Source organism: Lysobacter sp. ISL-50, assembly GCF_018612875.1.
GTDB lineage: Bacteria > Pseudomonadota > Gammaproteobacteria > Xanthomonadales > Xanthomonadaceae > Lysobacter.
Genome location: NZ_JAGGRI010000003.1, coordinates 86,943 through 112,386 on the forward strand (window position 1 = coordinate 86,943; position 25,444 = coordinate 112,386).

The 25,444-nt window shown below is 63.1% G+C and carries 27 protein-coding genes; 18 read left to right on the plus strand and 9 right to left on the minus strand.

Annotation, left to right across the window (positions count from 1 at the left end):
* Nucleotides 1-3 precede the first annotated feature (3 nt).
* Both J7J50_RS01925 and J7J50_RS01930 read left to right on the plus strand, forming a co-directional pair.
* Nucleotides 4-1,011, plus strand: coding sequence for a major capsid protein (locus tag J7J50_RS01925; protein WP_251044290.1), 1,008 nt, complete (start codon nucleotides 4-6; stop codon nucleotides 1,009-1,011).
* Between the two features lie 4 nt (nucleotides 1,012-1,015).
* A complete protein-coding gene (locus tag J7J50_RS01930; RefSeq protein WP_215063250.1) occupies nucleotides 1,016-1,306 on the plus strand; it encodes a hypothetical protein in 291 nt (96 codons plus the stop codon).
* A 263-nt stretch (nucleotides 1,307-1,569) separates the two neighbouring features.
* On the opposite strand, the gene J7J50_RS01935 is transcribed toward J7J50_RS01930, so the two are convergent.
* Nucleotides 1,570-2,682 (minus strand): IS110 family transposase, encoded by a 1,113-nt coding sequence (locus J7J50_RS01935; RefSeq protein ID WP_215063248.1) that lies wholly within the window; start codon nucleotides 2,680-2,682, stop codon nucleotides 1,570-1,572.
* Nucleotides 2,683-2,798: 116 nt separating this feature from the next.
* Here J7J50_RS01935 and J7J50_RS01940 point away from each other — a divergent pair, with 116 nt between their 5' ends.
* The 16 genes from J7J50_RS01940 to J7J50_RS02015 all read left to right on the plus strand — a co-directional run bounded on the left by J7J50_RS01940 (nucleotide 2,799) and on the right by J7J50_RS02015 (nucleotide 17,908).
* Entirely contained in the window at nucleotides 2,799-3,242 is a 444-nt protein-coding gene (locus J7J50_RS01940) for a hypothetical protein (protein ID WP_215063246.1), read from the plus strand.
* Nucleotides 3,242-3,790, plus strand: a complete 549-nt coding sequence (locus J7J50_RS01945) for a hypothetical protein (RefSeq protein ID WP_215063244.1) — start codon at nucleotides 3,242-3,244, stop codon at nucleotides 3,788-3,790. The genes J7J50_RS01940 and J7J50_RS01945 overlap by 1 nt, the downstream gene beginning before the upstream one ends.
* Before the next feature lie 55 nt (nucleotides 3,791-3,845).
* Entirely contained in the window at nucleotides 3,846-4,604 is a 759-nt protein-coding gene (locus J7J50_RS01950; RefSeq protein WP_215063242.1) for a hypothetical protein, read from the plus strand.
* Nucleotides 4,604-5,035, plus strand: a complete 432-nt coding sequence (locus J7J50_RS01955; protein ID WP_215063240.1) for a DUF6631 family protein — start codon at nucleotides 4,604-4,606, stop codon at nucleotides 5,033-5,035. The genes J7J50_RS01950 and J7J50_RS01955 overlap by 1 nt, the downstream gene beginning before the upstream one ends.
* Before the next feature lie 181 nt (nucleotides 5,036-5,216).
* Nucleotides 5,217-5,438 carry a DUF4175 domain-containing protein gene (locus J7J50_RS01960; RefSeq protein ID WP_215063238.1) on the plus strand — a complete coding sequence of 74 codons (222 nt, stop codon included), beginning with the start codon at nucleotides 5,217-5,219 and terminating at the stop codon, nucleotides 5,436-5,438.
* Nucleotides 5,419-5,895, plus strand: a complete 477-nt coding sequence (locus tag J7J50_RS01965; RefSeq protein ID WP_215063236.1) for a glycoside hydrolase family 104 protein — start codon at nucleotides 5,419-5,421, stop codon at nucleotides 5,893-5,895. The genes J7J50_RS01960 and J7J50_RS01965 overlap by 20 nt, the downstream gene beginning before the upstream one ends.
* Nucleotides 5,892-6,296, plus strand: a complete 405-nt coding sequence (locus J7J50_RS01970; RefSeq protein ID WP_215063234.1) for a hypothetical protein — start codon at nucleotides 5,892-5,894, stop codon at nucleotides 6,294-6,296. The genes J7J50_RS01965 and J7J50_RS01970 overlap by 4 nt, the downstream gene beginning before the upstream one ends.
* Nucleotides 6,297-6,357: 61 nt before the next feature.
* Nucleotides 6,358-9,627, plus strand: coding sequence for a tape measure protein (locus J7J50_RS01975; RefSeq protein ID WP_215063232.1), 3,270 nt, complete (start codon nucleotides 6,358-6,360; stop codon nucleotides 9,625-9,627).
* A gap of 116 nt (nucleotides 9,628-9,743) precedes the next feature.
* Nucleotides 9,744-11,321, plus strand: coding sequence for a hypothetical protein (locus J7J50_RS01980; RefSeq protein WP_215063230.1), 1,578 nt, complete (start codon nucleotides 9,744-9,746; stop codon nucleotides 11,319-11,321).
* Nucleotides 11,321-12,256: a hypothetical protein gene (locus J7J50_RS01985; RefSeq protein ID WP_215063228.1), complete on the plus strand. Its 936-nt coding sequence runs from the start codon at nucleotides 11,321-11,323 to the stop codon at nucleotides 12,254-12,256. Before J7J50_RS01980 ends, J7J50_RS01985 begins: the two co-directional genes overlap by 1 nt.
* Before the next feature lie 12 nt (nucleotides 12,257-12,268).
* On the plus strand, nucleotides 12,269-13,978 hold the full coding sequence (locus tag J7J50_RS01990; protein WP_215063226.1) for a hypothetical protein: 1,710 nt from the start codon (nucleotides 12,269-12,271) through the stop codon (nucleotides 13,976-13,978).
* Nucleotides 13,975-14,790 (plus strand): phage BR0599 family protein, encoded by an 816-nt coding sequence (locus J7J50_RS01995; RefSeq protein ID WP_215063219.1) that lies wholly within the window; start codon nucleotides 13,975-13,977, stop codon nucleotides 14,788-14,790. The genes J7J50_RS01990 and J7J50_RS01995 overlap by 4 nt, the downstream gene beginning before the upstream one ends.
* Before the next feature lie 17 nt (nucleotides 14,791-14,807).
* Nucleotides 14,808-15,044: a hypothetical protein gene (locus J7J50_RS02000; RefSeq protein ID WP_251044291.1), complete on the plus strand. Its 237-nt coding sequence runs from the start codon at nucleotides 14,808-14,810 to the stop codon at nucleotides 15,042-15,044.
* Complete coding sequence (locus J7J50_RS02005; RefSeq protein ID WP_215063217.1) at nucleotides 15,044-15,265, plus strand: hypothetical protein; 222 nt, start codon at nucleotides 15,044-15,046, stop codon at nucleotides 15,263-15,265. The genes J7J50_RS02000 and J7J50_RS02005 overlap by 1 nt, the downstream gene beginning before the upstream one ends.
* Nucleotides 15,252-17,465 carry a phage tail protein gene (locus J7J50_RS02010; protein ID WP_215063215.1) on the plus strand — a complete coding sequence of 738 codons (2,214 nt, stop codon included), beginning with the start codon at nucleotides 15,252-15,254 and terminating at the stop codon, nucleotides 17,463-17,465. The genes J7J50_RS02005 and J7J50_RS02010 overlap by 14 nt, the downstream gene beginning before the upstream one ends.
* 2 nt (nucleotides 17,466-17,467) lie before the next feature.
* Nucleotides 17,468-17,908 carry a hypothetical protein gene (locus J7J50_RS02015; protein WP_215063213.1) on the plus strand — a complete coding sequence of 147 codons (441 nt, stop codon included), beginning with the start codon at nucleotides 17,468-17,470 and terminating at the stop codon, nucleotides 17,906-17,908.
* Here the strand turns inward: J7J50_RS02015 and J7J50_RS02020 are convergent.
* From J7J50_RS02020 to J7J50_RS02055, 8 genes are all read right to left on the minus strand, one after another.
* Complete coding sequence (locus J7J50_RS02020) at nucleotides 17,905-18,276, minus strand: hypothetical protein (RefSeq protein WP_215063211.1); 372 nt, start codon at nucleotides 18,274-18,276, stop codon at nucleotides 17,905-17,907. The two genes, J7J50_RS02015 and J7J50_RS02020, sit on opposite strands and share 4 nt — an antisense overlap.
* 247 nt (nucleotides 18,277-18,523) lie before the next feature.
* Nucleotides 18,524-19,549: a hypothetical protein gene (locus J7J50_RS02025; protein ID WP_215063209.1), complete on the minus strand. Its 1,026-nt coding sequence runs from the start codon at nucleotides 19,547-19,549 to the stop codon at nucleotides 18,524-18,526.
* Nucleotides 19,550-19,596: 47 nt separating this feature from the next.
* The gene (locus J7J50_RS02030) at nucleotides 19,597-20,604 is read right to left on the minus strand and encodes a DUF4915 domain-containing protein (RefSeq protein ID WP_215063207.1); all 1,008 of its coding nucleotides are present in this window, start codon (nucleotides 20,602-20,604) and stop codon (nucleotides 19,597-19,599) included.
* Nucleotides 20,605-20,726: 122 nt separating this feature from the next.
* A complete protein-coding gene (locus J7J50_RS02035) occupies nucleotides 20,727-21,533 on the minus strand; it encodes an HlyD family efflux transporter periplasmic adaptor subunit (protein WP_215063205.1) in 807 nt (268 codons plus the stop codon).
* Complete coding sequence (locus J7J50_RS02040; RefSeq protein ID WP_215063203.1) at nucleotides 21,530-23,650, minus strand: peptidase domain-containing ABC transporter; 2,121 nt, start codon at nucleotides 23,648-23,650, stop codon at nucleotides 21,530-21,532. The genes J7J50_RS02035 and J7J50_RS02040 overlap by 4 nt, the downstream gene beginning before the upstream one ends.
* Nucleotides 23,640-24,158 carry a hypothetical protein gene (locus J7J50_RS02045; RefSeq protein ID WP_215063201.1) on the minus strand — a complete coding sequence of 173 codons (519 nt, stop codon included), beginning with the start codon at nucleotides 24,156-24,158 and terminating at the stop codon, nucleotides 23,640-23,642. The genes J7J50_RS02040 and J7J50_RS02045 overlap by 11 nt, the downstream gene beginning before the upstream one ends.
* Nucleotides 24,159-24,161: 3 nt before the next feature.
* Nucleotides 24,162-24,944 (minus strand): Fic family protein, encoded by a 783-nt coding sequence (locus J7J50_RS02050; RefSeq protein ID WP_215063199.1) that lies wholly within the window; start codon nucleotides 24,942-24,944, stop codon nucleotides 24,162-24,164.
* Between the two features lie 64 nt (nucleotides 24,945-25,008).
* Nucleotides 25,009-25,434 carry a hypothetical protein gene (locus J7J50_RS02055; RefSeq protein WP_215063197.1) on the minus strand — a complete coding sequence of 142 codons (426 nt, stop codon included), beginning with the start codon at nucleotides 25,432-25,434 and terminating at the stop codon, nucleotides 25,009-25,011.
* Between the last annotated feature and the right edge of the window lie 10 nt (nucleotides 25,435-25,444).

Below are 25,444 nucleotides of genomic sequence, written 5' to 3' on the forward strand. Positions count from 1 at the left end.
TCCATGTCCATGAACAACCCGTTCCATAATCCGGCGTTCTCGATGAGCGCTCTTACCACCGCGATTAACCTGCTGCCGAACCAATACGGTCGCTTGGACGAGCTGAACTTGTTTCCGGTCAAACCGGTGCGTACGCGGCAAGTGACGGTCGAAGAACGCAATGGCGTGCTGTCGTTGTTGCAGACCCAACCGGTGGGCTCACCGGGCACCGTGGGCAAGCGCGGTAAGCGCAGCCTGCGTGCGTTCAACGTTCCGCATATTCCCCACGACGATGTGGTGCTGCCCGAGGAGGTCGTCGGTGTCCGCGCATTCGGCACCGAGTCCGAACTGGAGACCGTGGCCGGCGTTATGGCCGATCACCTGCAGACCATGCGCAACAAGCACGCGATCACTTTGGAGCACCTTCGTATGGGCGCGCTCAAGGGTGTGATCCTGGACGCCGATGGCACCGAGTTGGCGAACCTGTTCGACATCTTCAACATCACGCCGAAGACCTTCGACTTCCAGCTCGCGAACAAGGACACCGACGTTCGCAAGAAGTGCCTGGACCTTAAGCGCTACATGAGCCAATCGCTGCTTGGCGAGCGCATGAGCGGCATTCATGTGCTGGTGTCGACCGAGTTCTTCGACGCGCTGACGGGGCATCAAAACGTAAAGGCAGCCTACGAACGTTGGCAGGAAGGCGCGGCGTTGCGCGATGACATGCGCGCTGACTTCCGAATGGCGGGCGTGAGGTTCGAGGAGTACACCGGCGAAGCCAGCGATGCAGACGGTAAGTCCCGTCGTTTCATCGCCGAAGGCGAAGGCCACGCGTTCCCGCTGGGCACGCTGGACACGTTCGCGACTTACGTGGCGCCGGCCGACTTCAACGAGAGCGTCAACACCCTGGGCCAACTGCTCTACAGCAAGCAGGCGCCGCGTAAGTTCGACCGCGGAACCGATCTGCACACGCAGTCGAATCCGCTGCCGATGTGCCATCGCCCGGCGTTGCTGCCTAAGCTGAAGGCGTAAGGGTGTGAACGCGTTCACGACAATGGACGAGGTAGTCTTCGACACGCTCGGCGTCGTCGCGCAGATTCAGCGCCGCCCTAACCCCTCGGTGCGAATCACCCTCATCGTGCGCGACGGCGTCGAGCGTCTCGGGGAGTTCCAGCAGGTCATCGGCCGAGCCCGGCATGTCCTGGTCCGGAATCGGGAGTGGACGTTCCGTCGCGGTGACGAAGTCATCCTCGACGGCCGCACGCAAGCGGTCGAAGCGCTGGTTCGCGATGACGGCCTCGTTAACGAGGCGGTGCTGCATGGATGATATGACTTGCACTGTCAAATAGCTTCGATAAGCATTCCTTTGAGTGGGCCAAATCCCCTCGGGACGACGCAGCCAGTACGATCGACGGTGTTATCACGCTGATATTCGCGGGTTGGGTACCGCAGTACTCGGGTTCGTTTCGTAGGCCTGCCTCTGTCTAAGGATCGTGAATCGGCAACTGCACCGCCATCACTCAACCATGTCGAGGGTTACCTACCACACCGGGCTGCGCCGACTCCAAGAGACTCGGAGGGCGCGGTGGTTCAGATTGCGCTTTGGGATCGCGTCATGCGCGCGATGTCCCAGATGAAGCCGGCCAGTTCGCGAGCGACGGCGACGACCGCGAGATTGGGGTGCTTTCCTTGCTGTGTGAGCTTGCGGAACCGGCCGCACAGGCGAAGTTGCGCATCCCAGGCTCGATCGACAATCAACTTGCTTAGTTCTTGATGTCGAGTTTGGATGATTCTGGTGACCTTGGCTGGATATCGATAGGACCAGGCCGCCTCGATCAACATTCGACGGGCATTGAAGTTTCCCGCTTTCGTGATCCCGCCGAGCTTACGACGTGCGCCTGAACTGTACTCGCTGGGCGTAATCCCGAGCCATGCCATCAGTTGGCGTGGATTTTGGAACCGGCTCAGATCGCCGACTTCGGCAAGGATGGCCATGGCGGCCGTGAACTGGATTCCGCGGAGCCCCTGTAAGGACTGGAGTACCGGGTAGTGGTGCCATTGCGGAGCGAGCTCGCGCAGAGCGCATTCCAATCTTGAGCTTTGATGTTCTCGATCAGTGATGGTCCGCAGGTGTTCCTCAAACGCGATTTGCGACCACGGTGTGGCGAAGACGAATTCGGATAGCCATCGTCGATGTGCAGGTCGCCAATCCGCTTTACCTTCGTATCGAACTCCGTGCGTCAGCAGGAACGACTTTAGCCTCTGCTTCGCATGTCGAAGATCTCGCTTGGCCGATACCCATGCCCTGACCAGGTCGCGTATGGCCTCGTCGTCGACGGTAGGTACGTGAATAGGACTGAAGTCGCCATGGCGCAGTGCGCGAACCAGCATGGTCGCATCGCGGCGATCGGTCTTGACGTGGTCGCCCGGTTTACGCGCGAGCAGCGATGGAGCGCATACAACGCACTCAAAGCCCTTCTTGGTCAGAAGCCGATAAAGACCATATCCGCAGGGGCCTGCCTCATAAATGAAGGCAACGCGCGCCGCCTTGGACCGCAATCGGGTACACAAGCGCGCTACGTCAACGTCTCGGACACCGATGTTGCCTAAGCCTTGTATTTCCCCGTATCCCACGGAGTAAGCAGCAACAATGCTCTCTTTATGTACATCGAGCCCGACGAACACGGTGTTGGTGTCGTTCATCACGGTAACCTCCACGGCGAGAACCACTTGCCAGCGTACTCCCGGCTCAGCGCGCGTGTCAGCGCGCCTCCCTGGCTACGCCCTTTTAAGGTGCGATCTTCGGGGGCGGACAAGTCATGCTGTCTAAGACCGCCTCGCCCTGGATTGTGTCCTGGGATTTGCTGGAGAAGATCGCTAGTCGATTGGCGGATATCCAGGAGAGCGAGGGCTATCGCACCAATATTGGCGCGACGATTACTTTGGAACCGTCGCAGCATTCCGACGAACTGGTTACCGGGCTGACACTGGTATCGCTCGGTATCCGGCGCGACGAAGCCAAGCCCCAAGGACGCCACCGAATCATGCAGGCGGTGGCCGAGGCGACCGTGCCATCGTCGCTAGAAGAGGCACACGTCCAAGCGCATGCCATCGCCGCCGACATCGAGGACGCGCTCGATGAGTGGATTCCGCTGCCGAATGCGTTGCCGGTGCAGGTCGAGGACATCGTGTTTCTCGACCGACCGGAGGGTTTACCGGTCGTGGCCGTGCAAGTGGCCCTGACGATCCGTTATCGCCGCTGATGGAACTGTTCATCGATGCCAACGCTACGCTCGATGTAGCCAAACGCATCAGCGAGATCCCGGCCAAGGTCGCGGTCGCTCAGCGCCGCGCGCTGGGCACGTTGCGCCGCCGCTGGCCGGTCATCGCCCGCCGCGACATTCAGACCGAGTACGCCCTGTCGGCGCAGCGCATCCGCGCCGGCATCAGCGTGCGAACGACGCGCGAGGGCGTCGAGCTGGTCGGCGTCGCGCGCGGCGTGGGCCTGCGGAACTTCGCGTCCAAACGCAGCGCCGATGATCGCGGTTTGAACTTCACCGCCCTCCGGGGCCGAAGGGGTTTCCGCCGTAGCGGTTTCCATCGCCGCCACGGCGGCGCCGACATCGCGTTCGTTCGGACCCCGATCTCCGGCGACAAGCGTGTGCCGCGCACGCCGATCATTCGCCTCTACGGGCCGTCGCTGGCGCAAATGCTGCGCAAGGGCGATCGCCCCGACCGCATGGCCCAAGCCGGGCTCGATGTGATCACCGCCGATATCGACCGGCTATTGCTGCGCTCGCTGCGCCGCTGAATCGGCTGCCGCCAGGCAGCCCACCCACACCTTATTTATAGGAGCAACGCGACCGATGGCCGCGCCTGATCTGTTTTCGTTTCAGGGCAAGGTTTACCTCGCCCAGCGCCAACCCAATGGCAAGCCCGGCCCGCTGCGGTGGGTCGGCAATGCCCCCCAACTCCAACTGGCTCTGGAGGTCCAGAACTCGGACAAGACCGAGTCGTTCAGTGGCAACCGCCTGCTGTACGGACGCCTGATCCAAAGCAAGACCGCCAATCTCAATCTGACCTTGGACGAGGCGACCCCGGAGAATCTGGCTGAGGGCCTGTATTCGATCCCGGCCACCTTGCCGGCCGGCGCGGTCAGCAATGAACTGCTGCCGGCGGGCTTGAAAGCCAACGACATGGTGGCGCTTGACCGCGGCTGGGTCAGCGACGTGTCGCTCACCGACAGCGCCACGCCGCCGGTCACGGTACCTGCACCGAATTGGTGGACCGAATCGGCCTCCGCAGGCTTGCTCGGGCTGCGCAAGGTCGATGGCTTTACCCAGCCGTTCAAGGCGACTTATAAGCACGGCGAGACGGTCAACATCGCCCTGTTCAACACGCCGCCGCAGGAACGCATGCTGTTCCTCGACGGCATCAACACGGTCAACGGCCGCCGCGCCCGCGTAACCCTTTACCGCGTCGCCTTTAATCCCATTGAACAGTTGGACTTGATCTCCGAGGAATGGGGCAGCCTGCAACTCTCGGGCGCGACGCTGTTCGATGAGTCCCGGTCGCTGGACCCGGACTTGGGCGGCTTCGGCCGCATCGAATTGGTGAAGTCGTAATGGCGCGCAAGGTCAAACATCCCGAGCCCGTCGTTGACGAACTGGCGATCTTGCAGCCCAACCGCACGCTGCCGTTGGGCGATCGCATTGTCACCGTGCGCGAGTTGGGCTTCTTCGAAAGCCTGCGCCTGCACGAATCGGTGGCCGCCCTGGTCGGCGGCCTGGTTGGTTTGACCGACGACGGCAACGTCGACCTGGATCGGCTGCATCGAGTCTGTGCGCTTCACCCCGACGCCACCGTCGAGCTGCTGGGGCAGGCCAGCGATCAGTCCGTGGAAGAAGTGCATTCGCTGAACGCCGCGCAGGGCGATCTGCTGCTCATGACGTTCTGGGCGGTCAACGCCGATTTTTTTCTGCAGCGCGTGCTGGCGGCGCTGGAAACCCGGCGCGCGATCCTGGCAACGACTGGCCCAGCGTCCTCGCCACCCTAATCGATCACGGCTTTGATTGGCGGTGGATCGAGCGCGCCACCGCGCGCCAGCTCTCCCTGTTCTATCGCATCGCCGTCCAGCGCGAGCGCGCCCTACGGGCCGATCGCGTCGAAGACGTCAACGCCGGCTTCGCTGGCGGGCGTGATGTCACCGCCTTCATTCAAAAGCTACGGAATCCCTTATGAAACTGATCGAGAACTGGCGCCACGCGTGGCGCTTTCTGAGCGTGCAAGCGATGACGCTCGCCATCGCCCTGCAAGGTGTGTGGTTGAACCTGCCCGACGACCTGCGCGTCCATGTGCCCGACCGCATCGCCGCCAGCGTCACCGCGGGTTTGCTGGTCCTGGGCCTGATCGGCCGGCTGTTCCAGCAGCGGGGAGCCCATGGCGAAACTCTCCGCTGAGCAGGCCGGCGGCCAGAACGTGGTCGCCTTCCTCGACATGATCGCCCACGCCGAAGGCGTGGAGCGCTTCAGCGAGCAGGGCGGTTACGACGTGATGGTCGGCGGCAAACGCTTCACCAGCTTTGACGAACACCCGCGCAAGTTGGTGTGGCTGCCGAAGTACCGCATCAACTCCACCGCGGCGGGCCGCTATCAATTCCTGTGGAAAACCTGGAACAGCCTGCGCAACAAATTGCGACTGCCCGATTTCGGCCCGGCATCGCAGGATCGCGCGGCCATTGAACTGCTGCGCGAGACCGGGGCACTGGCCGACATCAAGCAGGGCTGGATCAAATCGGCCGTGCGTAAGTCCCGCAAGACTTGGGCGTCGTTGCCGGATGCCGGCTACGGCCAGCGGGAGGTGCCGCTGGAAGCCCTACTGGCGGTCTACCAGAAGGCAGGAGGCCAGATCGCATGATCGCTCTGAAAGTGTGGGCGACCACGGTGCTGGCCGCGCTCGCTGCCGTGTTAGCCGCATTTGGTTGGGGCCGGCTCAAAGGCGCGCGACGCGCGCGCGAGCAGGCCGAAGAGCGCATTGCTGTCAGCGAACACAAAGTCGCCATCGCCGAGCGCGTGATCAATCACACCGAAGTGCGACACGAGGTCGACACCGATGTCCTTCACCTTCCGACGAGCGATCTTCCGCTCGGTGTTCCTGCGGCAATGGCCGTGGTGGTTGCTGATTCCGCTGCTGACCGCCTGTACGACGACTGGTCGCGCGACGGTACCGACGTCGGGGTGCGAGTGGACGCGCCCGATTCTGGTCTCTCGTCTGGATCAACTGACCGATCTGACGGCCCGGCAAATTTTGGCCCATAACGAGACCGGCCGTCGCTTGTGCGGCTGGGGCACAAAAGCGGCAAGCAAGCAGCTCTGATTCATGGCCAATCGCGATACCACGATCACGCTGCTGATCAAGGCTAACGCCGCACAACTAAATCAAGCCCTGCAACAAGCGGGAGTGCGCGCCCGCGTATTTGGCGACGATGCGGAGAGCGCGGGTCGCCGAGCGAAGAAGGGATTCGACCAATCCCAATCCAGCGTCGAAGCGATCGGCCGCCAACTTGGTCAAGCCAAAGCGCAGCTGCTGGCGTTCGTGGGATTGCAAAGCGCCGGCACCGCCATCGCCGGTCTGGTGCGCGCGGCCGACAGCTACAGCAATCTCACCGCCAAGATCAAGCTGGCCACGACGTCGCAGGCCGGCTTCAACTTAGCCGAAGAAGCGGTGTTCGCGATCTCGCAGCGCACGTCCACGCAGCTGGACGCCACCGCCACGTTGTTCGGCCGGCTCAGCGGTGCGCTGAAGGACCAAGGCGGAACGCAGCGCGAAGTGCTGGGTCTTACCGAGACGATCAACAAGGCGCTGGCAGTATCGGGCGCGACCGGAGCCGAGACGGCCTCGGTCATCGTCCAGCTGAGCCAGGCGTTCGCTGCCGGTCGGCTGAGCGGCGACGAGTTCAACTCGGTCAACGATGCCGGCCCGCGCTTAATGAAGGCGTTGGCCGACAGCATGGGCGTCACGGTCGGCGAGCTGAAGGCCTTGGCCGAAGCCGGCAAGCTGACCAGCGATCAGCTTCGTACTGCCTTCTCTGGCGAGCAGGCGAAGAAGATCGCCGCCGAGTTCAATCAGCTGCCGCTGACCATCGAGCGCAGCCTGACCCAGCTCGATAACGCATTTACCCGCTTCATCGGTCAGCAGGACCGGGCGATGGGCGTGTCGGCCGCTGTGGCCGGTTCGATCCAAGGTCTGTCGCAGAACTTCGACGGGTTAGCGAACGTCGTCGGCGTGATCGTCGTGGCCGGGTTGGGCCGCTTGATTGCCACGCTGGCCACGGCCGGCGCGGCGAAAGTCGGCGCCCTGCGCAAGACGCAGCAGTTGGCGCAGGAGGAGCTGGCGCAGGCGCGTGCGGCGGAAACCGCAGCGCAGGCCGAATTGGCGCGTGCCCGCGCGCTGACCCTGTCGGGCACCGGGACCGCGCGGGTCGCCGCCGCCGAAGCGGGGTTGGCCGCCGCGCAAACCCGCACGACGGCCGCGACACAGGCGGCGACGGCGGCCGTGGGTGCGAAGGCCGTGGCCGTGCGCGCGCTGTCGTCCGTGCTGACCCTGATGGGCGGTCCGCTCGGACTCGCCATTACCGGCGTGACCCTGCTCGCGAGCGCCTTTGCCACGGCGAGCGCGAACGCGAAGGCGGCGAAGATCGAGTTCGAAGGCACGATCAAGGCCGCACAACGCTTTCGCGAGCAGCAGGACATCGACACCGGGGTCGATCTCGGCAAACGGCTGATCGATCAACGCGAACAACTACAGAAGGAGCTGGACAATCTTCAGATCCTTCGGCAAGGCATCGGTCCACTCTATGGCGGCGTCCAGTTTGATGGCGGTCAGAGTAGCGGGCGGTTGCTGTTCGGCACGGATGTCGACGCCGAAATTAAGCGCGTTCAGACCCAACTGGAGCGGACGAAGCAAGAATTCAATCAGGTCCGCGACTCGCTGACCGAGCTGCGCACCGCCCAGGCTAACGGCGGACGCACTCGCGTGCAGGTCACGAAGGAAGCCGGTGATTTCACCAAGGCGCTGACCGAGCAGAACGAGCGGCTCAAGGTCGAGCGGATCGAGCGCGAGAAGGGCGTGCGTGCCGCCTTGGAGTATCAAGCGGTCAAGGCGGCCGGCGTCAACAACGCTACTGAGCTTGCCGCCGCAACGCGCAAGGTGATTGACGAACAAGTTCGGGAGCGTGAAGCGGCCCAGGCAGCCACCGAAGCCGGCAAGGCGCAGACCAAAGCGCAGCGTGACGCGGTACGCCAGAAAAAGGCGGACGAACGTCAGCAGGCCCGCGACCAAAAGGTAGCGGACAGCGCGCAGAAGAAGGAGCGCAAGACCAGCGAGGAGTTGGACAAGACGGTCGGCGATGCGGACGTCTCGCTGCTGCGCAATCGCGGCGACACCGCCGCCGCGCGCCAGCGCGAGCTGCTGCTGGAGCATCGCGAGTCCCTGGCCGAATTGCTGGAGCGGGGCCGAACCTCGGATTGGCTGAAACTCAACCTCAGCATCGACACCGAGGTGGCGCAGGCGCAGTTGGACGATCTGCAGACGCAGGTCGAGCGCGTGTTTGGTCAACAGTCCCGTGACGAGCAATCGATCCAGACGCGCCAGCAGGCAGGATTGCTGACCGAGATCGGTGCACGCCGCGAACTGATCGATCTGCATGCGCGGACCGCTGCTGAGGTCGAGCAGCTGCTGCCGAAGATGGATCAACTAGCGGCGAAGACCGGCTCGCCTGATTCTATCGAACGGGTCAAAGATCTGACCGCACAGGTCGCGGCGCTCAAGACCCAGTCGAACGAGCTGGTGGTCACGCTGACCAATGGCTTCGAAAGCGGCATGAGCAATGCACTGGAAGGACTGGCGTCCGGTACGTTAACGCTGCGCCAAGCGCTGACCGGACTGGTGCAGGACATGGCGCGCTCGATGGCGCAACTGGCGGCGCAGCAACTGGCCGCGATGGCGACCGCGAAGCTGATGTCGCTCGTCGGAAAGTTGGCCGGGGGTGGCAAAACGCCCGACATCGCCCAGCCCGATCCGGTGGAAGCGGCGAAGGCGGGCTTGGCCTATGCCACGCCCATCGCCGCGGCCTCGGGGGCATTGGGCTTGGCCGGCGGTGTGGTACTGAAAGCGGCGACGGCCATGCAGACCGCCGCGGCCGCAATGCTGGCGGCCAACGCCACCAAAGCGGCCTCGGGATTCTTCGCCAGCGGCGGCTTTACCGGCATTGGGCCGAAGTTTGCGCCGGCCGGCGTGGTGCATCGTGGCGAGTTCGTGCATCGGCGCGAAGTCGTGCGGCAGCCCGGCGCGCGTTCGTTCCTTGAACGGTTCAACCGCGTCGGCATGGCGGCGATTGATGGCCTGCGCGGCTATGCATCGGGTGGCTTTGTCAGCCCGGCGCCACGCGCCCCGGCCACGGTCAGTCGCTCGGTTGCCGAACAGCCTGGGCGCAGCGCCGAGCTGGATCGGCGTTCGGGCCAGATCACCAATGTGCTGTACCTGGACCCGCGCGAGATCGTGAACGTCATGGGCACTCAGGCCGGGCGGCAAGTGATCTTGTCCACGATTCGCGCCAATGCCCCCACCGTCAGGCAAGACCTGGGCTGACAGTCTCAGCCTGTGCGACCGCCGCCGATCAGCATCTTGGTCGGCGGGTAAGTTCCCCCCTGTTCCCAACCGCCACGCGTGCCCGGACCCTCATCCGGGCGCGCTTTTTTATGCCTATGACTCTGCGAACTGGCGTTGCCGCCGACTACACCGACTTCCTTAATCAACTCGAAAGCGCCCTGTGTGGCGAAGGGCATGCCTGGGGCCTGCTGTATGCCGGCGCTGGCAATGGCACCCTGACGGGCGTTGATGGCGCGACCGGCGGCTATCGCGGCGGTATCGCGTCGGTCGCCGAAGCCTTCACGATCACGGCGCTGGATGCGACTCGATTCCAGGTGGTCGGAGCGACGGCCGGCGATCTGGGCATCGCTACGGTCGGACAGCCCTTCGAACACGCGCGATTGCGCTTTCGGATCAACGCCGGCACCGCCGCGTTTGTCGCGGGCGATCGCTTCACTTTGAACACGACCCCGCCGTGGGCGATGGTGCGCCGCTTTGGCGTGCGCAATCCGACGTTCCGCACCGGTAACTTCGTCAACTCGGCCGCGCTTTTCGACAACAACGTCGATACCTGGGGTACTCGCGCTGTCGCGGATCTGCCGGCGACCGCTGCGGTCGAGATGATCGGACCTGTGTCCGTTCGTGCCGTGACGTTAGGCATAGGCGACAGCGGCGCTCGGGGCCCCGGCGCGTTCGAATTGCAACGCTCTGATAACGGCACTGCCTGGACGTCGGTACAAGCCTGGGCCGGAGTGACATGGGCGACCGCGCGAGCGCGGCGCACCTTTGCGGTGAGCGCCGCGCCGCCCGCTGCCCGTTTCTGGCGAGTGGTGGTTACTGCGACGGCCGGTGCCGGCCCGCTGGAGGTCAACGACCTGTCGTTCCACACCGACCTCAACGCCGACTACGAGCTGGAGGACCGCGCGCAGTGGATCGTCAAGGCACCGGGGCTCGACGGGTCGAAGTCGATCTTCGTCGGCGCGGAGCTGTTTGAGGATCCCGCGCGCGCCGCCTACAACCTCAACTGGTACGGCTTTCGTAGCCACAACCCATTGCTGGGCGTGCGCTCGCAGGTCAACAACAGCGGCCTGCGCAATCTGCCGCTGCGCAACGGCGCCTTTGCTTACTGGCTTGCGATCAATGGTCAGCGCGTGGTGATCGTCGCGCGCATTGGCACGGTGTACGTCAGCGCGTACCTGGGCTATGCCAACGCTTACGAGCCGCCGTCGATTCACGAGTATCCGCTGGTAATCGGCGCCTGCGGTTCGACCGAGAGCGGAACACCCGACGCGACCGATTCGAATTTCCGAAGCTTCTTCGATCCGGGCCGCTATGGCTTGGCCGCGAACTATCCCGATAACGTGTGGCGGCCGCACAGCAACCGCTATGCATCGGGCGCAAACGATTACGGCGATTCCGAGACCGGCGGCAAGGTGTATCCCAGCGCCATGTCGGCTTCGGGCGACCGTTCCTATCTACGCGATAGCCTGGATCAATCCTCGCCGCTGCTGCCCTTGATCCTGGGCAGCACGAACCCGCGCCATCCGTGGGGCGAGTTCGACGGTTGCGCTTGGACTACGGGATTTTCAACGGCCTCGGAGTCACGCATCGAGCGGGACGGCGCGACCTGGCTCGCGTTCCAGAACACGTTTCGCATCTCGCCCGACAACTTCTTCGCTTTGAGGATGGACTGATGGCGTATGCCACCTCGGCGGCGAACGATCCCAACGAGCTGCTCGACAAACTTCGGCTGTTCGCCCAGGGCGCCGGCTGGACGATCGATGGTCTGCGTGATCGCAGCGCGGGCGCCGGTAAGGCGCTGAGCCTGCACGCCGGCACGCTCCACGCGACCTTCTTGTCGCAGCTGACCGGCGGCGATGGCAACAATCCCTCGCCGCTGCTGGGCACGTTCGGCCACACCGGCTATATCGCCAATGCCAATGCGGAGGTCCAGAACGAGGCCAGCGCGGCGAGCTGGGCGAACTATGCGCAAGGCCCGTACAGCGCCGTCTATTTCTTCGGCCGTACCGCGCCGCAACCTTACCTGCATGTTGTTCTGGAAACCCAAGCGGGTACGTTCAAGCACTTCGGCACCGGACGCTTGGTCACAGCCGGCGTGGTCACCACCGGCCAGTACGTCTACGGGAGTTCGTGGTACTACGCCGCCAATCAAATCAACAGCGCAGACTCCCAGTATCACAGCGTCGCGTTCGATGACGCGTACTACAACTACACCACACCCTCGACGCGAATCCGAGCCGACTACGAGGGGATCACCCCGCGCTGGCATGCGACCAACGGCGACGCGAACGATCCCCGACGGCTGACGTGCGGCTGGCGGACCAAAGCCAGCCCGATCAACCTGCTCAAGGATGTAGGTCACAGCACCTTGACCGGCCGGGCGCCAGGGCAGCCGTTATGGTGCGCCGTGCCGCGCGGCGCGGGCCTGTGGTCCGATGTCGGTCATCCGCCCGACCTGCGCTTTATCCGCTTGGACAGCTATGCCCCTGGTGAGGAACTGCCGTTGGGCAGCGATCGCTGGAAGGTCTTTCCCGTCCACCGCAAGAACGGTCCTGCCGGCACCCCGAACAGTGGTGTCTACGGCTACGCCTACCGCATCACCGAGTAACCCCGACACCTCATGATCTGGCCCGCCCTTTGGCCGCTGACCTTCAGCGGTCAGGGCGACTATTTCCAATCGCCGCCGGCTTGGGATGGCCGGGCGTCTGCCGCGCTCGGCACCGAGCCCAGCCTCGGCCGACGTTCATTCGATGTGCCGAACCATGTGGCTGACCGACGTGTCGGTGCGCCGCAGCCGATGTTCGGCGACGATTTCTTCGATCGCATCCATGTCGAGCCGCAGGTACTGAACCTGGGCAACGTCAGTAGCGTCCAGCAACGGGCCGTGCGCGTCTGGAACGCGTATCGCGCCCGCGCGCTGACGCTGACGGACGCGGCCCTGAGCGGCGGCGAGGGGATCGTGCTGACCGCGCCCGGTGTGCCGCCTCTGCCGTTCGCGCCGATGTCCGAGCGAACGTGGCAGGTCGCGGTCGGGACGGACGGCCCGCCGGTCATCGCCGCGACGCTCGCGTTCCGGTTCGACGGCTTCGCGCAGATTCCGGTGGTCATCACCGGCCAGCGCATCGTCGCCTGGGCGTTCGTACCGGATTGGTCGCGCGGCGTACTGGAGCGGCTGGAATGGAAGACCGACATCCTGACGAATCCGCTTGCCGCCGAGCAGCGCAGGGGCTTGCGATCGGCGCCGCGCCGTTCTTTCGAAGCCACGATGCTCGTGGACGGACGCGAACGCGTCCTGCTTGATCTGGCCGTATTCGGCTGGGGTGGCCGCACCTGGGCGCTACCGATCTGGCCCGATGGGCAGTGGCTGGCGCAAGACCACGCGCTCGGCGTGCGGGTCATCGCGTGCGATCCGCACCATCGCGACTTCCGCGTCGGCAGCTTGGTGCAGTTGCGCGGGCGCACGGCGTTCGAAGTCGAGGTCGCTGAGGTCGAAGCGATTGGTGCGGCGTCGATCACGCTGCGTCATCCGACCACGCGCGCCTGGTCGCGCGGTAGCCGGCTCTATCCGGTGCGGACTGCGCGTTTGGCCGAGCCGCCCAGGGTGACCCGGCTGACGGATCAGGCTGCTTCGGTCAGCGTCCGTTTCGATGTGGTTGAAGCGTGCGATTGGCCGGGGATTGACGATCCGACGATGTATCGCGGCCATCCGGTGCTGGACCAGCGCCCGGACGAATCCGAGAGGCTCAACGACGGCTGGCAGCGCGCGTTACTGAGCTTGGACAACGAGTTCGGGCGAGCGTTGGTGCTGGACCCGGCGGACTGGGCGGCGACCACACAGGCGCACCGCTGGCGCATGCACGGCCGAGCCGAGCGCGCCGCCGTGCGGTCGTGGCTGTACACCCTGCGCGGGCGACAGCGCGCCGTGTGGCGGCCCACCCATGCCGACGATCTGACCTTGCTGGCGACCGTGGCCGGGACCGCGACCGCCCTGGACGTGGCGAACGTGGGCTTGGCACGGTTCGGCGGCTTGCGGCCGGGACGGCGTGACGTTCGGATCGAGCTGCGCGGCGGTGTGGCTTTGCATCGCCGAATCACCGCGGCCGTGGCTTTGGACGACGACATAGAGCGGTTGACGCTCAATGCCGCGCTCGGCTTGGACGTTCGCCCGCGCGACATCGGCCGCATCAGTTTCTTGGTGCTGAGCCGTAGCGACAGCGACGAAGCTGAGATCGAACACCACACCGACAGCGACGGCAGTGCCGACACCGCTATTGTCCTGCGCGCCGTTCGCGACCCTGATATTAACGACGACATTCCCGCGCCGACATGAGCTTCGACCAATTTGAACGATCGACTGCTGCGGGCAACCCGCAGCGGCTGTACGAGTTTGTGCGCGGTGCGCAGCACTACCGCTATACCGGCGGCGACCGCGACCGCGTCCTCGACACGCAAACGTATCGTGCCGTGGCTGCATCGGACGATGGCATTCGGCAGTCGGGCAGCGTCGCCAGCGACATGCTGACGATCGTGGTGCCGGGCGATCTCGATCTCGTCCGCTTGTATCGCGGCCTGCCGCCATCGACTGAGATCGGCGTGGTCATTCGTGATCTGCACGAAGGCGACGACGACGCCAAGGTGGCGTGGATGGGGCGCATCGCAGGGATCAATCGCACCGCGCCCGAACGCGCCGAGATCCGTTGCCAAACGCTCGATGCCGCGCTCTCGCAACCCGGTCTGCGTTTGGCCTGGACGCGCGGCTGTCCGCACACGCTGTACGACCGCAATTGTCAGGCAAACCCGGAAGCGCATCGCGTGCCGGTATCGCTGACGACCGTCGCCGGGATAGTGGTCACCGCGAGCGAGTTCGGCCACTACCCGGACGGCTGGTTCGCGGGCGGATTTCTGGCCTGGGACTTGGGCGAAGCGGGCATGGAGCGGCGCGGCATTCGCTCGCACCAGGGCGAGCGGCTGACGTTGCTGGGCGCAGGCGATGGTCTGCGGATCGGCCAAGCCGTCGTCGCCTATCCCGGCTGCGCCCGAACCATCGCGGTGTGCGATTCAAAATTCAAGAACGCCGCGAATTACGGCGGCGCACCGGGATTGCCCGGCAAATCCCCCTTCGACGGAACACCTGTCTTTTAGCTTCGGAACTTCTCGCGATGAATATTTGGGTCCAGCTCGCGATCATGGTCGTGAGCTATTTCTTGTCGAAGGCTTCACAACCGAAACCGCCGCAGCCCAAGCCCGCCGCATTCGGCGATTTCCAGTTCCCGCAAAGCACGGAAGGCACGCCGCAGGCGGTGGTGTTCGGCGATGTGTGGACGGGTGACTGGATGGTGCTGGGTGTTGGTCAGTACCGCACCGTGCCGATCAAGCAAAAAGGCGGAAAAAAATAATGATCGTGACCCTGGATCATCTGCGGCGCGTGCCGGGATTCGGCGTGCGCGATGGATTCTGCGCGCAAGGCGGTCGGGAATGGTTTGCCTACTACGGGTTGAGCTGGAGCGACTTCGTGCGCAACGGCGTCGACGCCGAGGTGCTGCAAGCGACCGGCGATGCACTGGCACTGCGTGTCATCGCCTTCGCGTGCGAGGAGGCGGCGCGTGGGCAGCAGTAAGAAACAGACGGTTGGTCACCGCTATCTCTTCGGCCTGCACATGGGCCTGTCGCGCGGGCCGCTCGATGAAATTGTCGAGATCCGGATCGGCGATCGCGAAGCCTGGAAAGGATCGATTACCAAGACCGGCCGCATCTTCATCAACAAGCCCGATCTGTTCGGTGGCGACAAGGGCGAAGGTGGGATCAAGGGCAAGCTCGATGTCTTGATGGGCGATATGGCCCAAGCGGTAATGCCAGTACTGTCGGCCTTGCATGGCGCCATTGTCCCCGCATTCCGGGGCGTGACCACGCAATACTTCGACGGCCAGATCACGGCCAACAACCCGTATCCGAAGCCTTGGAAGATGCGCACGCGCCGTGCCCTGGCGGGGTGGGACGGCGCAACGTGGTACCCCGAGAAAGCGGTGATCTGGCTCGGCAACGGCGCGGTGCGCGCGATGAACCCCGCGCACATCCTGGTCGAGTGCCTGACGAACCGTGATTGGGGCCGTGGCCTAGACCGGGGTCTGCTGGACGACGCCAGCTACCGTCGCGCCGCCGACGCGTTGTCGACCGAAGGCTTTGGCCTGTGCCTGCGCTGGAACCGCCAGTCCCCGATTGCCGAGTTCATGCAGGTGGTCATCGACCACATCGGCGCAGCACAGTACGTAGATCGGGCGACCGGCCGGTTGACGTTGAAGCTGATCCGCGACGACTACCGCATCGAAGACCTGCCGCTGTTCGACTACAGCAGTGGCCTGCTCGCAATCGAAGAGGATGAGGTCGCCGCGCCCGATGGCGCGGTCAATCAGGTCATCGTGACGTGGTACGACCCGACCACCGACGAAGAGCGGCAGGCGCGGGTGCAAGACCTGGCCGGCATCCAAGCAACCGGAGGCGTCGCCTCCAGCACCATGGAGTACAAGGGCCTGCCTACCGCTGATCTGGCGGCCCGCGTCGGTATGCGCGATCTGACCATTGCCTGCTCGGGCCTCAAGCGCTTGAAGTTGAAATTCGACCGCCGGGCCGGTGTGCTGGCGCCGGGTGGCGTGTTCCGCATCCGCGATCCGCTGCGCGGCATCGAGAATCTAGTGCTACGCGTCGGCACCTTCGATGATGGCAAGCTGGCCGAGGGCACGATCACGGTTGCCGCGGTGCAGGATGTGTTCGGGTTGCCAGCGACGGTCTACCTGGAACCGCAGCCACCGGTCTGGACACCGCCGAATCGCAACCCGCAGCCGTCGCCGAACCGGCGCTTGATGGAGGCGAGCTACCGCGACTTGGCGACCACGCTGAACGCCGCGGCCCTGGCGGCCCTGCCGGCGGATACGGGGGCCGTGGCCAGCGTCGCGGAGCAACCGACTGGCTTGGCGCTGAACTATGTGCTGACCACGCGTGTCGGCAACGGCGAGTACACCGAAGCAGGTGTCGGCGATTGGTGTCCGACTGCCGTGCTGGCCGAGGCAATGACGGCGACGACGATTGCGCTGCAACTGGCCGGCGGCCGAGGGCTGGATCAGGTCACGGCCGGCACGGCTGCTCTGATCGAGGATGAGGTTGTCCGCGTGGTAGCCATCGACCCCCAGGCTCAGACCGCGACGTTCGCCCGCGGCTGCGCGGACACGGTGCCGATGCCGCATGCGGTCGGCGCCCGGATCTGGTTCTTTGATGACTACGCCGCCGCTGATTCCACCGACTACAGCGTGGGCGAGACCGTGCAGGCCAAGCTGCTGACGCGCACGTCGAGCGCGCTGCTGGACCCGGCGCTCGCGCCCGTGGACACGATCAAGCTGGCGCAGCGGCAAGCGCGGCCGTATCCGCCGGGCGATCTGAAGCTCAATGGGCAGCGCTACCCGGCCTCGATTGACGGCGACCTGGCCGTGGCCTGGGCGCACCGCGATCGACGCTTGCAGGCAGATCAACTGGTCGATCACGGCCAAGGGTCGATCGGACCGGAGGCCGGTACGGCGTATGTGTTGCGGCTGCTGGACGACATCGCCGGCAGCGTGCTGGAAAGCCCGGCCGCCACGCCGGGCACCGGCTATACCGCCGCGTTGAAGGGTGTTTACCGGCTGCGGACTGAGGTCGGTTCGACCCGCGAGGGCCTGACGAGCTGGCAGAAGGCGGCGCACACCTTCGATTTCAAGAACGGACTGCTTCGCACCGAGACCGCCGATGAACTGGTGTCGGAAACGGGCGACTACTTACTGATCGAGTAATCATGGCAAATCTGAAACTCTCGCAGCTGCCGGCGGCCACTGCGCTGACCGGCGATGAAATCATTCCGCTGGTCCAAGGCGGACAGACCCGCCGCAGCACGGCGGCGGCCATCGCGGATCTGCGCCAGGGCGCTTGGCAGACGCCAACGCTCAACGCGTCTTGGACCAACTATGGGGATGCGTTCGCAACGGCTACCTATCGTAAGGATGCTAATCGCGTCCAGCTACGAGGACTGGTCAAAGGCGGCGCTGGCGGCAGCATTGTTTGCACGTTGCCGGCTGGATTTCGGCCGCCCGCGCAACAAATCTTTGTAGCCGTTTGCGATGCGCCGTCACACGCGCGCATCGACGTGAGGATTAATGGCGATGTGGCCGTCGCTCAACCCACCACAGGCACCATCGGGTGGCTTTCACTCGATGGAATTGGATTCTTCGTCGATTAAGATTGACGTCTGATCCGAGCGGGATACCAAACGTCGTGCTGCCGCCGGTATGCACAGATGCCCGCCAGGGTGCCTCCGGGGATGGCGAGGAAGCCCAGCATCGTTACCCACTTCAAGACCCGTTGATACTTCAACACGGCAAAAGCCAGGGACGCGATAAGTAGGTACGCCCCGCTCGCCGCGAGATAAGCCCCTATCACGATAGGGACGTAGGTAATGCCGAAGGTAAGAAGCCCATACCATAGGTAGTCGGATAGTCTCCCGTCCAGCCACATCGCGTAGTAATCGCGAATGCTCATCCATGCCAACTCGACATGAAGCAAAGCACAGTAAAAGTACATCCGCGCGACAATTGCTGGGGTCTTCATGGTCTATTCACTTGAATCTTCCTGATACGGGATCGGATCGAGAGCGGGTGCGTATTCAACATCGATAGCGCCGTTGCACACTTGAAACGACTGCGCGGACATCCTTGGAAAGGCATCGACGAAGTGAAGCAGGACTTGGACAGGGTTTCCGACCTCCTTGCGCAGCGCGGTGATTGATGCCTCCGCGAGCAACGAACGCTTTAAAACGCCGGTTGCTCTGCCGTATCGCCCAGCGCTTTGTTCTGGCTCAAGTAGGACCGCAGCTCTCTAGACTGATTTGACTCGGATTGTCTGGCCGGACACTGGATCGCTCCGAATGGGTCACGTCCGGTGTCGCCCACGCCTTTAACTCACTGTCGGAAATGGATTTGCTCAGCGCTAGAGCATTAGGGTCCATTGAGGACTCAAGTTCTGCGATTCGAGCGCTGACCATCCGACTAACGCGGTCGACATCGTTACCCGTGCGGGTACCTATCGCGTTCTGGACATGTCGATAGATGGCGAGAGAATAGGGTGCGCTAGGTCGGACCGATTGGCCGAGCAATGATCGTTGGGCGTTTGGAACCGGTGCGTACGCGGACGCCAACTGGATCATCATTTCCAAATCTCCCGCGCTGGCGGCTCGTTTTGCGATGCCTTCCGCTTCGCGGCGGTAAGCTTGTAGCTGCGGAAGAGCGTCGAGCACGCTATCCCATCTGAAGGCATTGCCGCTGGCGTACTGCTTCATGGCCGGAACGCTCCCCAGGGCCGCCGCGCGACGCCACATCTCGATCGATTGCGCTACGGTCGGTGGAGGAATATCGGCGCAATGATCCTCGTACTTCGTGAGGCGCTGATCTCGGAACGTCATTTCATTTTCGATCAGCTTCGCGGCCTGGCTTCGAAGGGCCGGGTCGGATAATGAGTTCATCGAAAGCTCGCGATCGCTTAGCCAGCGCTGATGCTGAAATCGCTTCAGGGTCAGCTCTTGGCAATAGGAGAACTCGGCGGCAAGCCGACAAGCGGCACCCGTGTCCCCTTGAGCAGCGCGGCTGCGCAGGGAAGCGACTGTTGCCCTGAACGGCTGGTCCAACGCCGGCAACGGACCGAGCGTCTTCGGCTGTGCGATTGTCGCGGCTGCCATCGGCGATGACGTCGCGGTGGCGACGGAAGGCGGACTCGATGTGCCGGTCGCGTCTGAAGACTCGGCTTTGCGATCCGTTATCAGATACATAGCGCTGGACGCCAAAATCGCACCAATCGCCGCGGCGAGCAGTAACGGGGTTTTGTTCACTGTGAAGTATCTCCAAGGAAAAGAGCAGAATGAAGAGCCACCACAGATCAGCCTGTGAATCGGCAGATCTGAGTCGTCGCTAATTGTTCAGGGTTAGGCTCAAGTAGCACGACGCGCGAACTCGGAACCACGCGCACGGTTGAAATCTCATCCAGATCGGGGAGAGCGACGCGATCAACAATTTCTCCTGACCTTATATCGATAAGCTGAAGGTCACAGACATTCTCCGCAGAAGCCCATTTGGTCGATAACGTCTCCGCGACCGAACCGCTGGAGGGGCGAACGCGCGATCGGCCGATAATGGCAAAGTGTTCGAGAAAGTCGAGGCCCCGCACTATGCCGCGCGGTTCCGCAACGTCTGTTTGATGCCCAGCTTGATCGACCTTGATAAGCCGGCCACGGCCGGCCTCCAAAAGCCATACTTCGTTTTGACGAACGACGGGCGAATGCGGAAGGCTTAGCCCGTCAGCTACGGTGCCGCCAGCGAGATCGAGGAGCACGCCGGATCGAAGTGGGTTGGATGCGCGCCATCCTTCGGCCGTACCGATCGCCGCCAATGCGGTGGCGTAGCGGGGCGCCCCGTCCGCGAAGGCCATCCCGTTCAGATGGCAACAGTCCCGCGGTCCATGCTCAAGCACGAAGGACGGTGTCCACTCAACGCGGAAACTGCTTGCGTAGTCCAGGCTGCAAAGCGCCGAGTACATGGTGTTCACAAACCAGAGTTTTCCGTCAGCGTCCCACTCGACATCGTGGATGCTGACGCTTCCAGTAAATTGAATGCCGATGGGGAGGTAACTGGCCTCGGCACCTAGCGCGGCAGGGAACCGGCGATACGTTTTGATGCCCAAAGCCGTGCCCAGAGCAATCAAAGGGCCAGCAACAGCGATGCCCATCGGGCCAGGAGCTGATGAGCGAGACATGTAGCATCGCTCGCCGTCCGAATGAATCGCCAGCACGACGTTTCCTTGGCGGCTGGCGACCAACAATGACTGGCCGGCTGATTGGAGCAGCGCTGCAAGTTGTCCGTTGCCTAGTAACGGCGTCGGTCGTTGCACCAGCGGTTGCTGCCACCACGCTGACCGCGCGTAGGTTCGTGCCAGTCCAGTTGGCTGCGTCGATTCTCTTGATACATGCTGCATTTGGAGTCCTTTCTCACGTACATCCGAGTGGTATGGGGCTACTGCGTCCGAGTCGCTCGATCGACTGCCCACTTTGCCAGCGACTTCTTGTTCACTAGTGCGCTGGCGGTTAGGAGTGAGCCAGGCCGTAGGTAGGCGCTATCCATGCCGACAGGCAATTGGGCCCGCTGGAAGTCGACCACAACTTCGAACGCAGGCTCCCTTAAAGGGAAGTAGCGGCCGACTTCTTCCGGGGAGCGCGGCAAGACCGACGTCTTTGTCACTCGCCCAGTGATTTCCGCTGACCCAAACTTCGGCATGGTATCGAGCGACAGGCTCACTTCGCCGCCTTGGCGAAAACTCGCCACGCGATCGCTCGGCACATACACGATGGCGGAAAACTCAGGGTCGCTACGCATGATAAGAACGCACCAATCATCGGCCCGCACCGCCATTCCGGGAACTGCGCGAACGCGAGCGACTACGCCAGCGCTGGGCGCTACGACAAGCTCAGGACCACCCTTCGCGTTGTCGCCGCCGCCGTTCGGCGCCTCGATTGCGACGTCCGGATCTAGGGTAAGCAGTACATCCCCCTTCTTGACGGTCTGCCCTTCTCTAACTTGTACTTGACGCACCGTAGCGGCGCGAAGCGGCATCACGCGCTCCATGCCTCCGCGTGGAAGCAAGACACCGCGGGCATCCACGTACTGAGGTATGTCAGCGATCAGTGCGTAAGCCAGTCCCGCAAGGAACAACCCAGACAGCACCAGAGAAAAATGTACACCGAGGCGAATCCGACGCGGCACGGCCGGCAATCGGTCAGCCGAAGGCCGCCGACCGCTCTCGCTGTTCGAAACCTCGTTCATGCGACCTCCTCGATCTGCGCAAGCAGTCGTCCCACTTCCCGAATACCCTGATGATCGAGAGCCAAGTGGCGATCTGCGCAGCGGCTTGCGCCTTGCTGATGTGATACGACAATCTTGGTTGAACCGAGCTGCCGTATGTTCTCGAAGATGCGCGTCTCCGTGGAGGGATCGATGTGTGCGGTGGCTTCATCGAGGATGAGCAACCTCGGGCGGCGGTATATCGCACGGGCGAGAATGATTCGTTGGCGCTGGCCAGCGGACAACGACCAACCAGCCTCGCCAACTGGAGTGTGCAACCCAAGCGGAAGTTCGCGAATTTCTTGCCAGATCTCAGCCGCCTTGAGCGCTTCTATGCACAGGTCACGGTCGGGCACTTCCGCAAACACCGTTACATTCTCCAAAACCGTTCCGCCTAAAAGTTCGTCTTCCTGCGTTACGGCACCGATGCTTGCTCGCAAAAGACGAGGATGGGTCGAGCTCGTAGAGGCGCCGTCGTAAGCGATATCGCCGGAGGTCGGGGTATATAGGCCGGCCAGCAACCGAACTAAGGTGCTTTTGCCACTGCCGGACGGTCCGGTCAGCAGGACAAACTCGCCAGCCTTGATGCTTACGTTGAGGCCACGCAGCACCCAGCGATCGTTAGGAGAATGCCGAAAGGAGAGATCAGCTACTTCGACCCCACCGTGGGGAATGAGTTCTCCTTTTCCGTCAGATTCTTCGGCCCTCGATTCGGGCTCGGACTCGTGGACCTCGGCGATGCGCTGCAGGTGGAACTTGAGGATCGCCAGGGCATTGACTTGATCGAAGGCCGCTAGCGTCTTGTCCGCCAAGAAACGCCGATACATCACGAACGCGAACAGACCGCCAACCGATAGCTCGCCTGTGCTTACCAGCAATGAGCCGTAGAGTATCGTCGCCAAGTTGCCCAGGCCTCCGAACAGTCCGGCGCTGGTCTGTTGGACGGCGACCCAGGCTTGCGATCGATCCTGGGCCGCGAGCTGCGCCTCGTAAACGGAACTCCACTCGCGTTCACGCGCCCGTTCCGAGCCGGTGAGCTTGAGAGTCTGTACGGCTCGGAAACTCTCGATCCGCTTTCCTTGCTCGCGGATTCGCAACTGCAAGGCTTCGCCACCTTGGCGAGTCACCAGCGGCGTTAGCGCACCCTTCACAACCACGGCGAGCATCACAGAGCCAACGATGAACGCTCCCATGATCGGCGATACGAGGAACATGGCGCACGCCAAGACCAGTGCCAGCACGCCATCAACTGCAAGCGACGGCAACCCGCTGCTGACAGCATTTCGAAGGGGTTCGACCGAATCGAATCGCGACACGACATCCGCCAGTCGTCTCCGCTGGTGCCATGCCATGGGGAGAGCGAGTAGCTTGGAGAATACTTGCCGCGCCGAAGTAGTGGCGACTTGCGACGCGATGCGGTGGTTGATGAGGCTGCGCCACAGCTCACAAACCGACGAGAAACCAATGGCGACGGCAGCGCAGATCGCGACCGTGGTCAGCGCGGAAATATTCCCGCGCGTGGCGCCGAAGTTGATGGCGACCTGCGACATGAGCGGTACGAGCAGGTTGACTACCTGAAGTAGCGTCGACAATAGGATCATCTGTCCTATGCCACCCCCCACGCCATCCAGAGACTTCCGTAGAACGGCGAAGTTGTACGGGGACGGTCGACGCACGGGCCTCAGTTCCTGCGTCGGACGCAACTGCACCGCGACCCCGGAGAAATGCCTGTCGACCTCGGTCCATGGCAGCGAGCGCAGGCCCAGCGCCGGATCGAAGATCACGCATGCGCGCCGAGTAGCGCTGACCAACGTGACGAAATGATCTCCGTACCAGTGAAGAATGCTCGGGACCAACAAGTCGCGCAGCTCAGGCACGCTGCATCGGACCGCAGTGGCCGCTAGATGAAGGTTAGCCGCCAGATCACAAAGTTTCCCGAGCGTAACGCCTCGGACCGATGAAGCGTGGCGGCGTCGCAGCTCTGCGGGCGGGCATTCGGCGTCAAGCAGGCTTAAGGCCGCACCCAAGCACATCAAACCGCACTCCGACTCCTCCACCTGTAGGAACTGTACGAGTTCCGGCTTCCTACTAAACTGCATCGTCGGCCTCCATGTCGATAAGGATGGTGCCCTTGCGCTTGGCAGGATCGCCGCTGGCGTACAAGGCGGTATAGAAACTACTTAGCTTGATCAGAGTCACCGGGCCGGCGTCGACAGGAGCGAACCGTATATCCAGTCCAGTGAGTCGGTAGCGCTCCGACAGCGCGCGAAGGCTGCGGGCAAGCTGGCCGCTATCGCGCTCCAGCCGCGAGTAGAAGATCACCGTGTCCAGATCTTTCGGTTCGGGAACCTCCATGTCGCAGAGACTGCCGCCGATAAGCGCTGCGTGGACCGTGACGTGAGCGCGCGCCTCATCCACCATCGCCCAAAACTGTGCGAGTAGCGCGTGCCTACGGGGGCCCTGCGCCAAGACGGAATTGGTATTTCGGTGGTGAAGGACGTAGGGCGCGCTGTTGTGCGGGGCTGACTTAGAGATGTCCTTCTCTAGAAAGAGCGGAACCCCCATGCCAACTGCGCGTGAAATCTCGGCCGATTGAAACCAATCCATATGTCAGACCTCGGGACGTTCGTTATGTCGCAGTGCTTCCAGGTATGTATCGACAAGCCCTTCGAACAGTTCCAGCAGCGGCTCCCAACGTGCATGCAACTCGGCAGAGCGCAGCGCAAGTTCGTAGCTATACGTTAGATGCGATCTAAGGCCGTACAGCGGTAGGTACAGAGCGCTGCCGGCGTCGTCTCCCCATAGCAGACTGTTCAGCAGAATCCGGCCGGTCCTACCGTTACCGTCCGCCAGTGGATGGAGATTTAGCCACGCCGCCTGAAGTGCAATCGCACGTAGCGATCGGGGGAGAGCAGGAAGATTGGCGTACGCGGCCAGCGTACTCAGACGGTGGGCAATGGCGGATGTCGGCAAGAACATGATCACACGCGCTTTCCGGTCCGGAGTGGTCCCCGCCGCGCTGGACCTCAACCTTGCGCCGGTAACGCCGGCTCGATCCGCCGCTTCAATAGCGATTGCCACGAGCTGCGCCGTATCCGATCGGTCTAGAGCACGTGTCAGTCGCGACGCAACCGCGCCTGCGGCGGCGATCTCCAGCTTGTCGCCGTCGCGGCGCAGGTGGATGGGGCCATGCTGTTGCTCTGCATGATGCGAAAGCGGATGCCTGGCGCGCGCTCCCGCCTTCGAAAACCAACTGTGGGTAAGCGGCGATTTTGTACGGGCCAGCCCGATCTCACTCACCCTCTCATCGAGGGCTCGCCATCTGCGCGCCACAGGCTCGGCGAGCATCGCCGGGTTGGGCAAATCAACTGGTGTGCGGTAGGCACGAATCATTGGCACTCCGTCCGTGGATGCATTGCAAGGGAAAACTGGGAGGGGCTTCACCCCTCCCAGGGGCTCAGCGAATCTCGATTGAGCCAGCGTCACTCTTCATAATCAGGAACGAATCCATCGCGCTCGGCTGACTGGCCCCGCTACCCCACAGAGTCACGGCGAGCCGCACTGATCGGCCGATACATTCAGCACTGACGCCAAGTATCGTTTTCGACCCGACACGGCTGTTCATTTTTGCCAAGAGGTTCTTCGACACAGCGCTTTTGTCGAAGACGACGGACGCAATCGAGTTCGCTCGCCGACTGCCGTCAAACGTATGCTCGATGCGAACCTCACCGCTGGCCGCATCAGCCGCTTTCCCGCAGCGAAACGTCGTCACGTTCGTCACAGCGGGAGCGGGCGTGTAGTTGCTCACGGTGAGTTGTTGAGCATGAGCGCCGGACGTGGCGCCCAATGCGGCAAATAGAAAAATCGGTAGCAGGACCTTCATGCGCAGTTCC

What these genes read in the sequence shown, in the direction of transcription:
- J7J50_RS01925 (WP_251044290.1), top strand. Translation starts at nt 4, where the DNA reads ATGTCCATGAACAACCCGTTCCATAATCCGGCGTTCTCGATGAGCGCT.
- J7J50_RS01935 (WP_215063248.1), bottom strand. Translation starts at nt 2,682, where the DNA reads ATGAACGACACCAACACCGTGTTCGTCGGGCTCGATGTACATAAAGAG.
- J7J50_RS01940 (WP_215063246.1), top strand. Translation starts at nt 2,799, where the DNA reads ATGCTGTCTAAGACCGCCTCGCCCTGGATTGTGTCCTGGGATTTGCTG.
- J7J50_RS01945 (WP_215063244.1), top strand. Translation starts at nt 3,242, where the DNA reads ATGGAACTGTTCATCGATGCCAACGCTACGCTCGATGTAGCCAAACGC.
- J7J50_RS01950 (WP_215063242.1), top strand. Translation starts at nt 3,846, where the DNA reads ATGGCCGCGCCTGATCTGTTTTCGTTTCAGGGCAAGGTTTACCTCGCC.
- J7J50_RS01955 (WP_215063240.1), top strand. Translation starts at nt 4,604, where the DNA reads ATGGCGCGCAAGGTCAAACATCCCGAGCCCGTCGTTGACGAACTGGCG.
- J7J50_RS01960 (WP_215063238.1), top strand. Translation starts at nt 5,217, where the DNA reads ATGAAACTGATCGAGAACTGGCGCCACGCGTGGCGCTTTCTGAGCGTG.
- J7J50_RS01965 (WP_215063236.1), top strand. Translation starts at nt 5,419, where the DNA reads ATGGCGAAACTCTCCGCTGAGCAGGCCGGCGGCCAGAACGTGGTCGCC.
- J7J50_RS01970 (WP_215063234.1), top strand. Translation starts at nt 5,892, where the DNA reads ATGATCGCTCTGAAAGTGTGGGCGACCACGGTGCTGGCCGCGCTCGCT.
- J7J50_RS01975 (WP_215063232.1), top strand. Translation starts at nt 6,358, where the DNA reads ATGGCCAATCGCGATACCACGATCACGCTGCTGATCAAGGCTAACGCC.
- J7J50_RS01980 (WP_215063230.1), top strand. Translation starts at nt 9,744, where the DNA reads ATGACTCTGCGAACTGGCGTTGCCGCCGACTACACCGACTTCCTTAAT.
- J7J50_RS01985 (WP_215063228.1), top strand. Translation starts at nt 11,321, where the DNA reads ATGGCGTATGCCACCTCGGCGGCGAACGATCCCAACGAGCTGCTCGAC.
- J7J50_RS01990 (WP_215063226.1), top strand. Translation starts at nt 12,269, where the DNA reads ATGATCTGGCCCGCCCTTTGGCCGCTGACCTTCAGCGGTCAGGGCGAC.
- J7J50_RS01995 (WP_215063219.1), top strand. Translation starts at nt 13,975, where the DNA reads ATGAGCTTCGACCAATTTGAACGATCGACTGCTGCGGGCAACCCGCAG.
- J7J50_RS02000 (WP_251044291.1), top strand. Translation starts at nt 14,808, where the DNA reads ATGAATATTTGGGTCCAGCTCGCGATCATGGTCGTGAGCTATTTCTTG.
- J7J50_RS02005 (WP_215063217.1), top strand. Translation starts at nt 15,044, where the DNA reads ATGATCGTGACCCTGGATCATCTGCGGCGCGTGCCGGGATTCGGCGTG.
- J7J50_RS02015 (WP_215063213.1), top strand. Translation starts at nt 17,468, where the DNA reads ATGGCAAATCTGAAACTCTCGCAGCTGCCGGCGGCCACTGCGCTGACC.
- J7J50_RS02020 (WP_215063211.1), bottom strand. Translation starts at nt 18,276, where the DNA reads ATGAAGACCCCAGCAATTGTCGCGCGGATGTACTTTTACTGTGCTTTG.
- J7J50_RS02035 (WP_215063205.1), bottom strand. Translation starts at nt 21,533, where the DNA reads ATGAACGAGGTTTCGAACAGCGAGAGCGGTCGGCGGCCTTCGGCTGAC.
- J7J50_RS02040 (WP_215063203.1), bottom strand. Translation starts at nt 23,650, where the DNA reads ATGCAGTTTAGTAGGAAGCCGGAACTCGTACAGTTCCTACAGGTGGAG.
- J7J50_RS02045 (WP_215063201.1), bottom strand. Translation starts at nt 24,158, where the DNA reads ATGGATTGGTTTCAATCGGCCGAGATTTCACGCGCAGTTGGCATGGGG.
- J7J50_RS02050 (WP_215063199.1), bottom strand. Translation starts at nt 24,944, where the DNA reads ATGATTCGTGCCTACCGCACACCAGTTGATTTGCCCAACCCGGCGATG.
- J7J50_RS02055 (WP_215063197.1), bottom strand. Translation starts at nt 25,434, where the DNA reads ATGAAGGTCCTGCTACCGATTTTTCTATTTGCCGCATTGGGCGCCACG.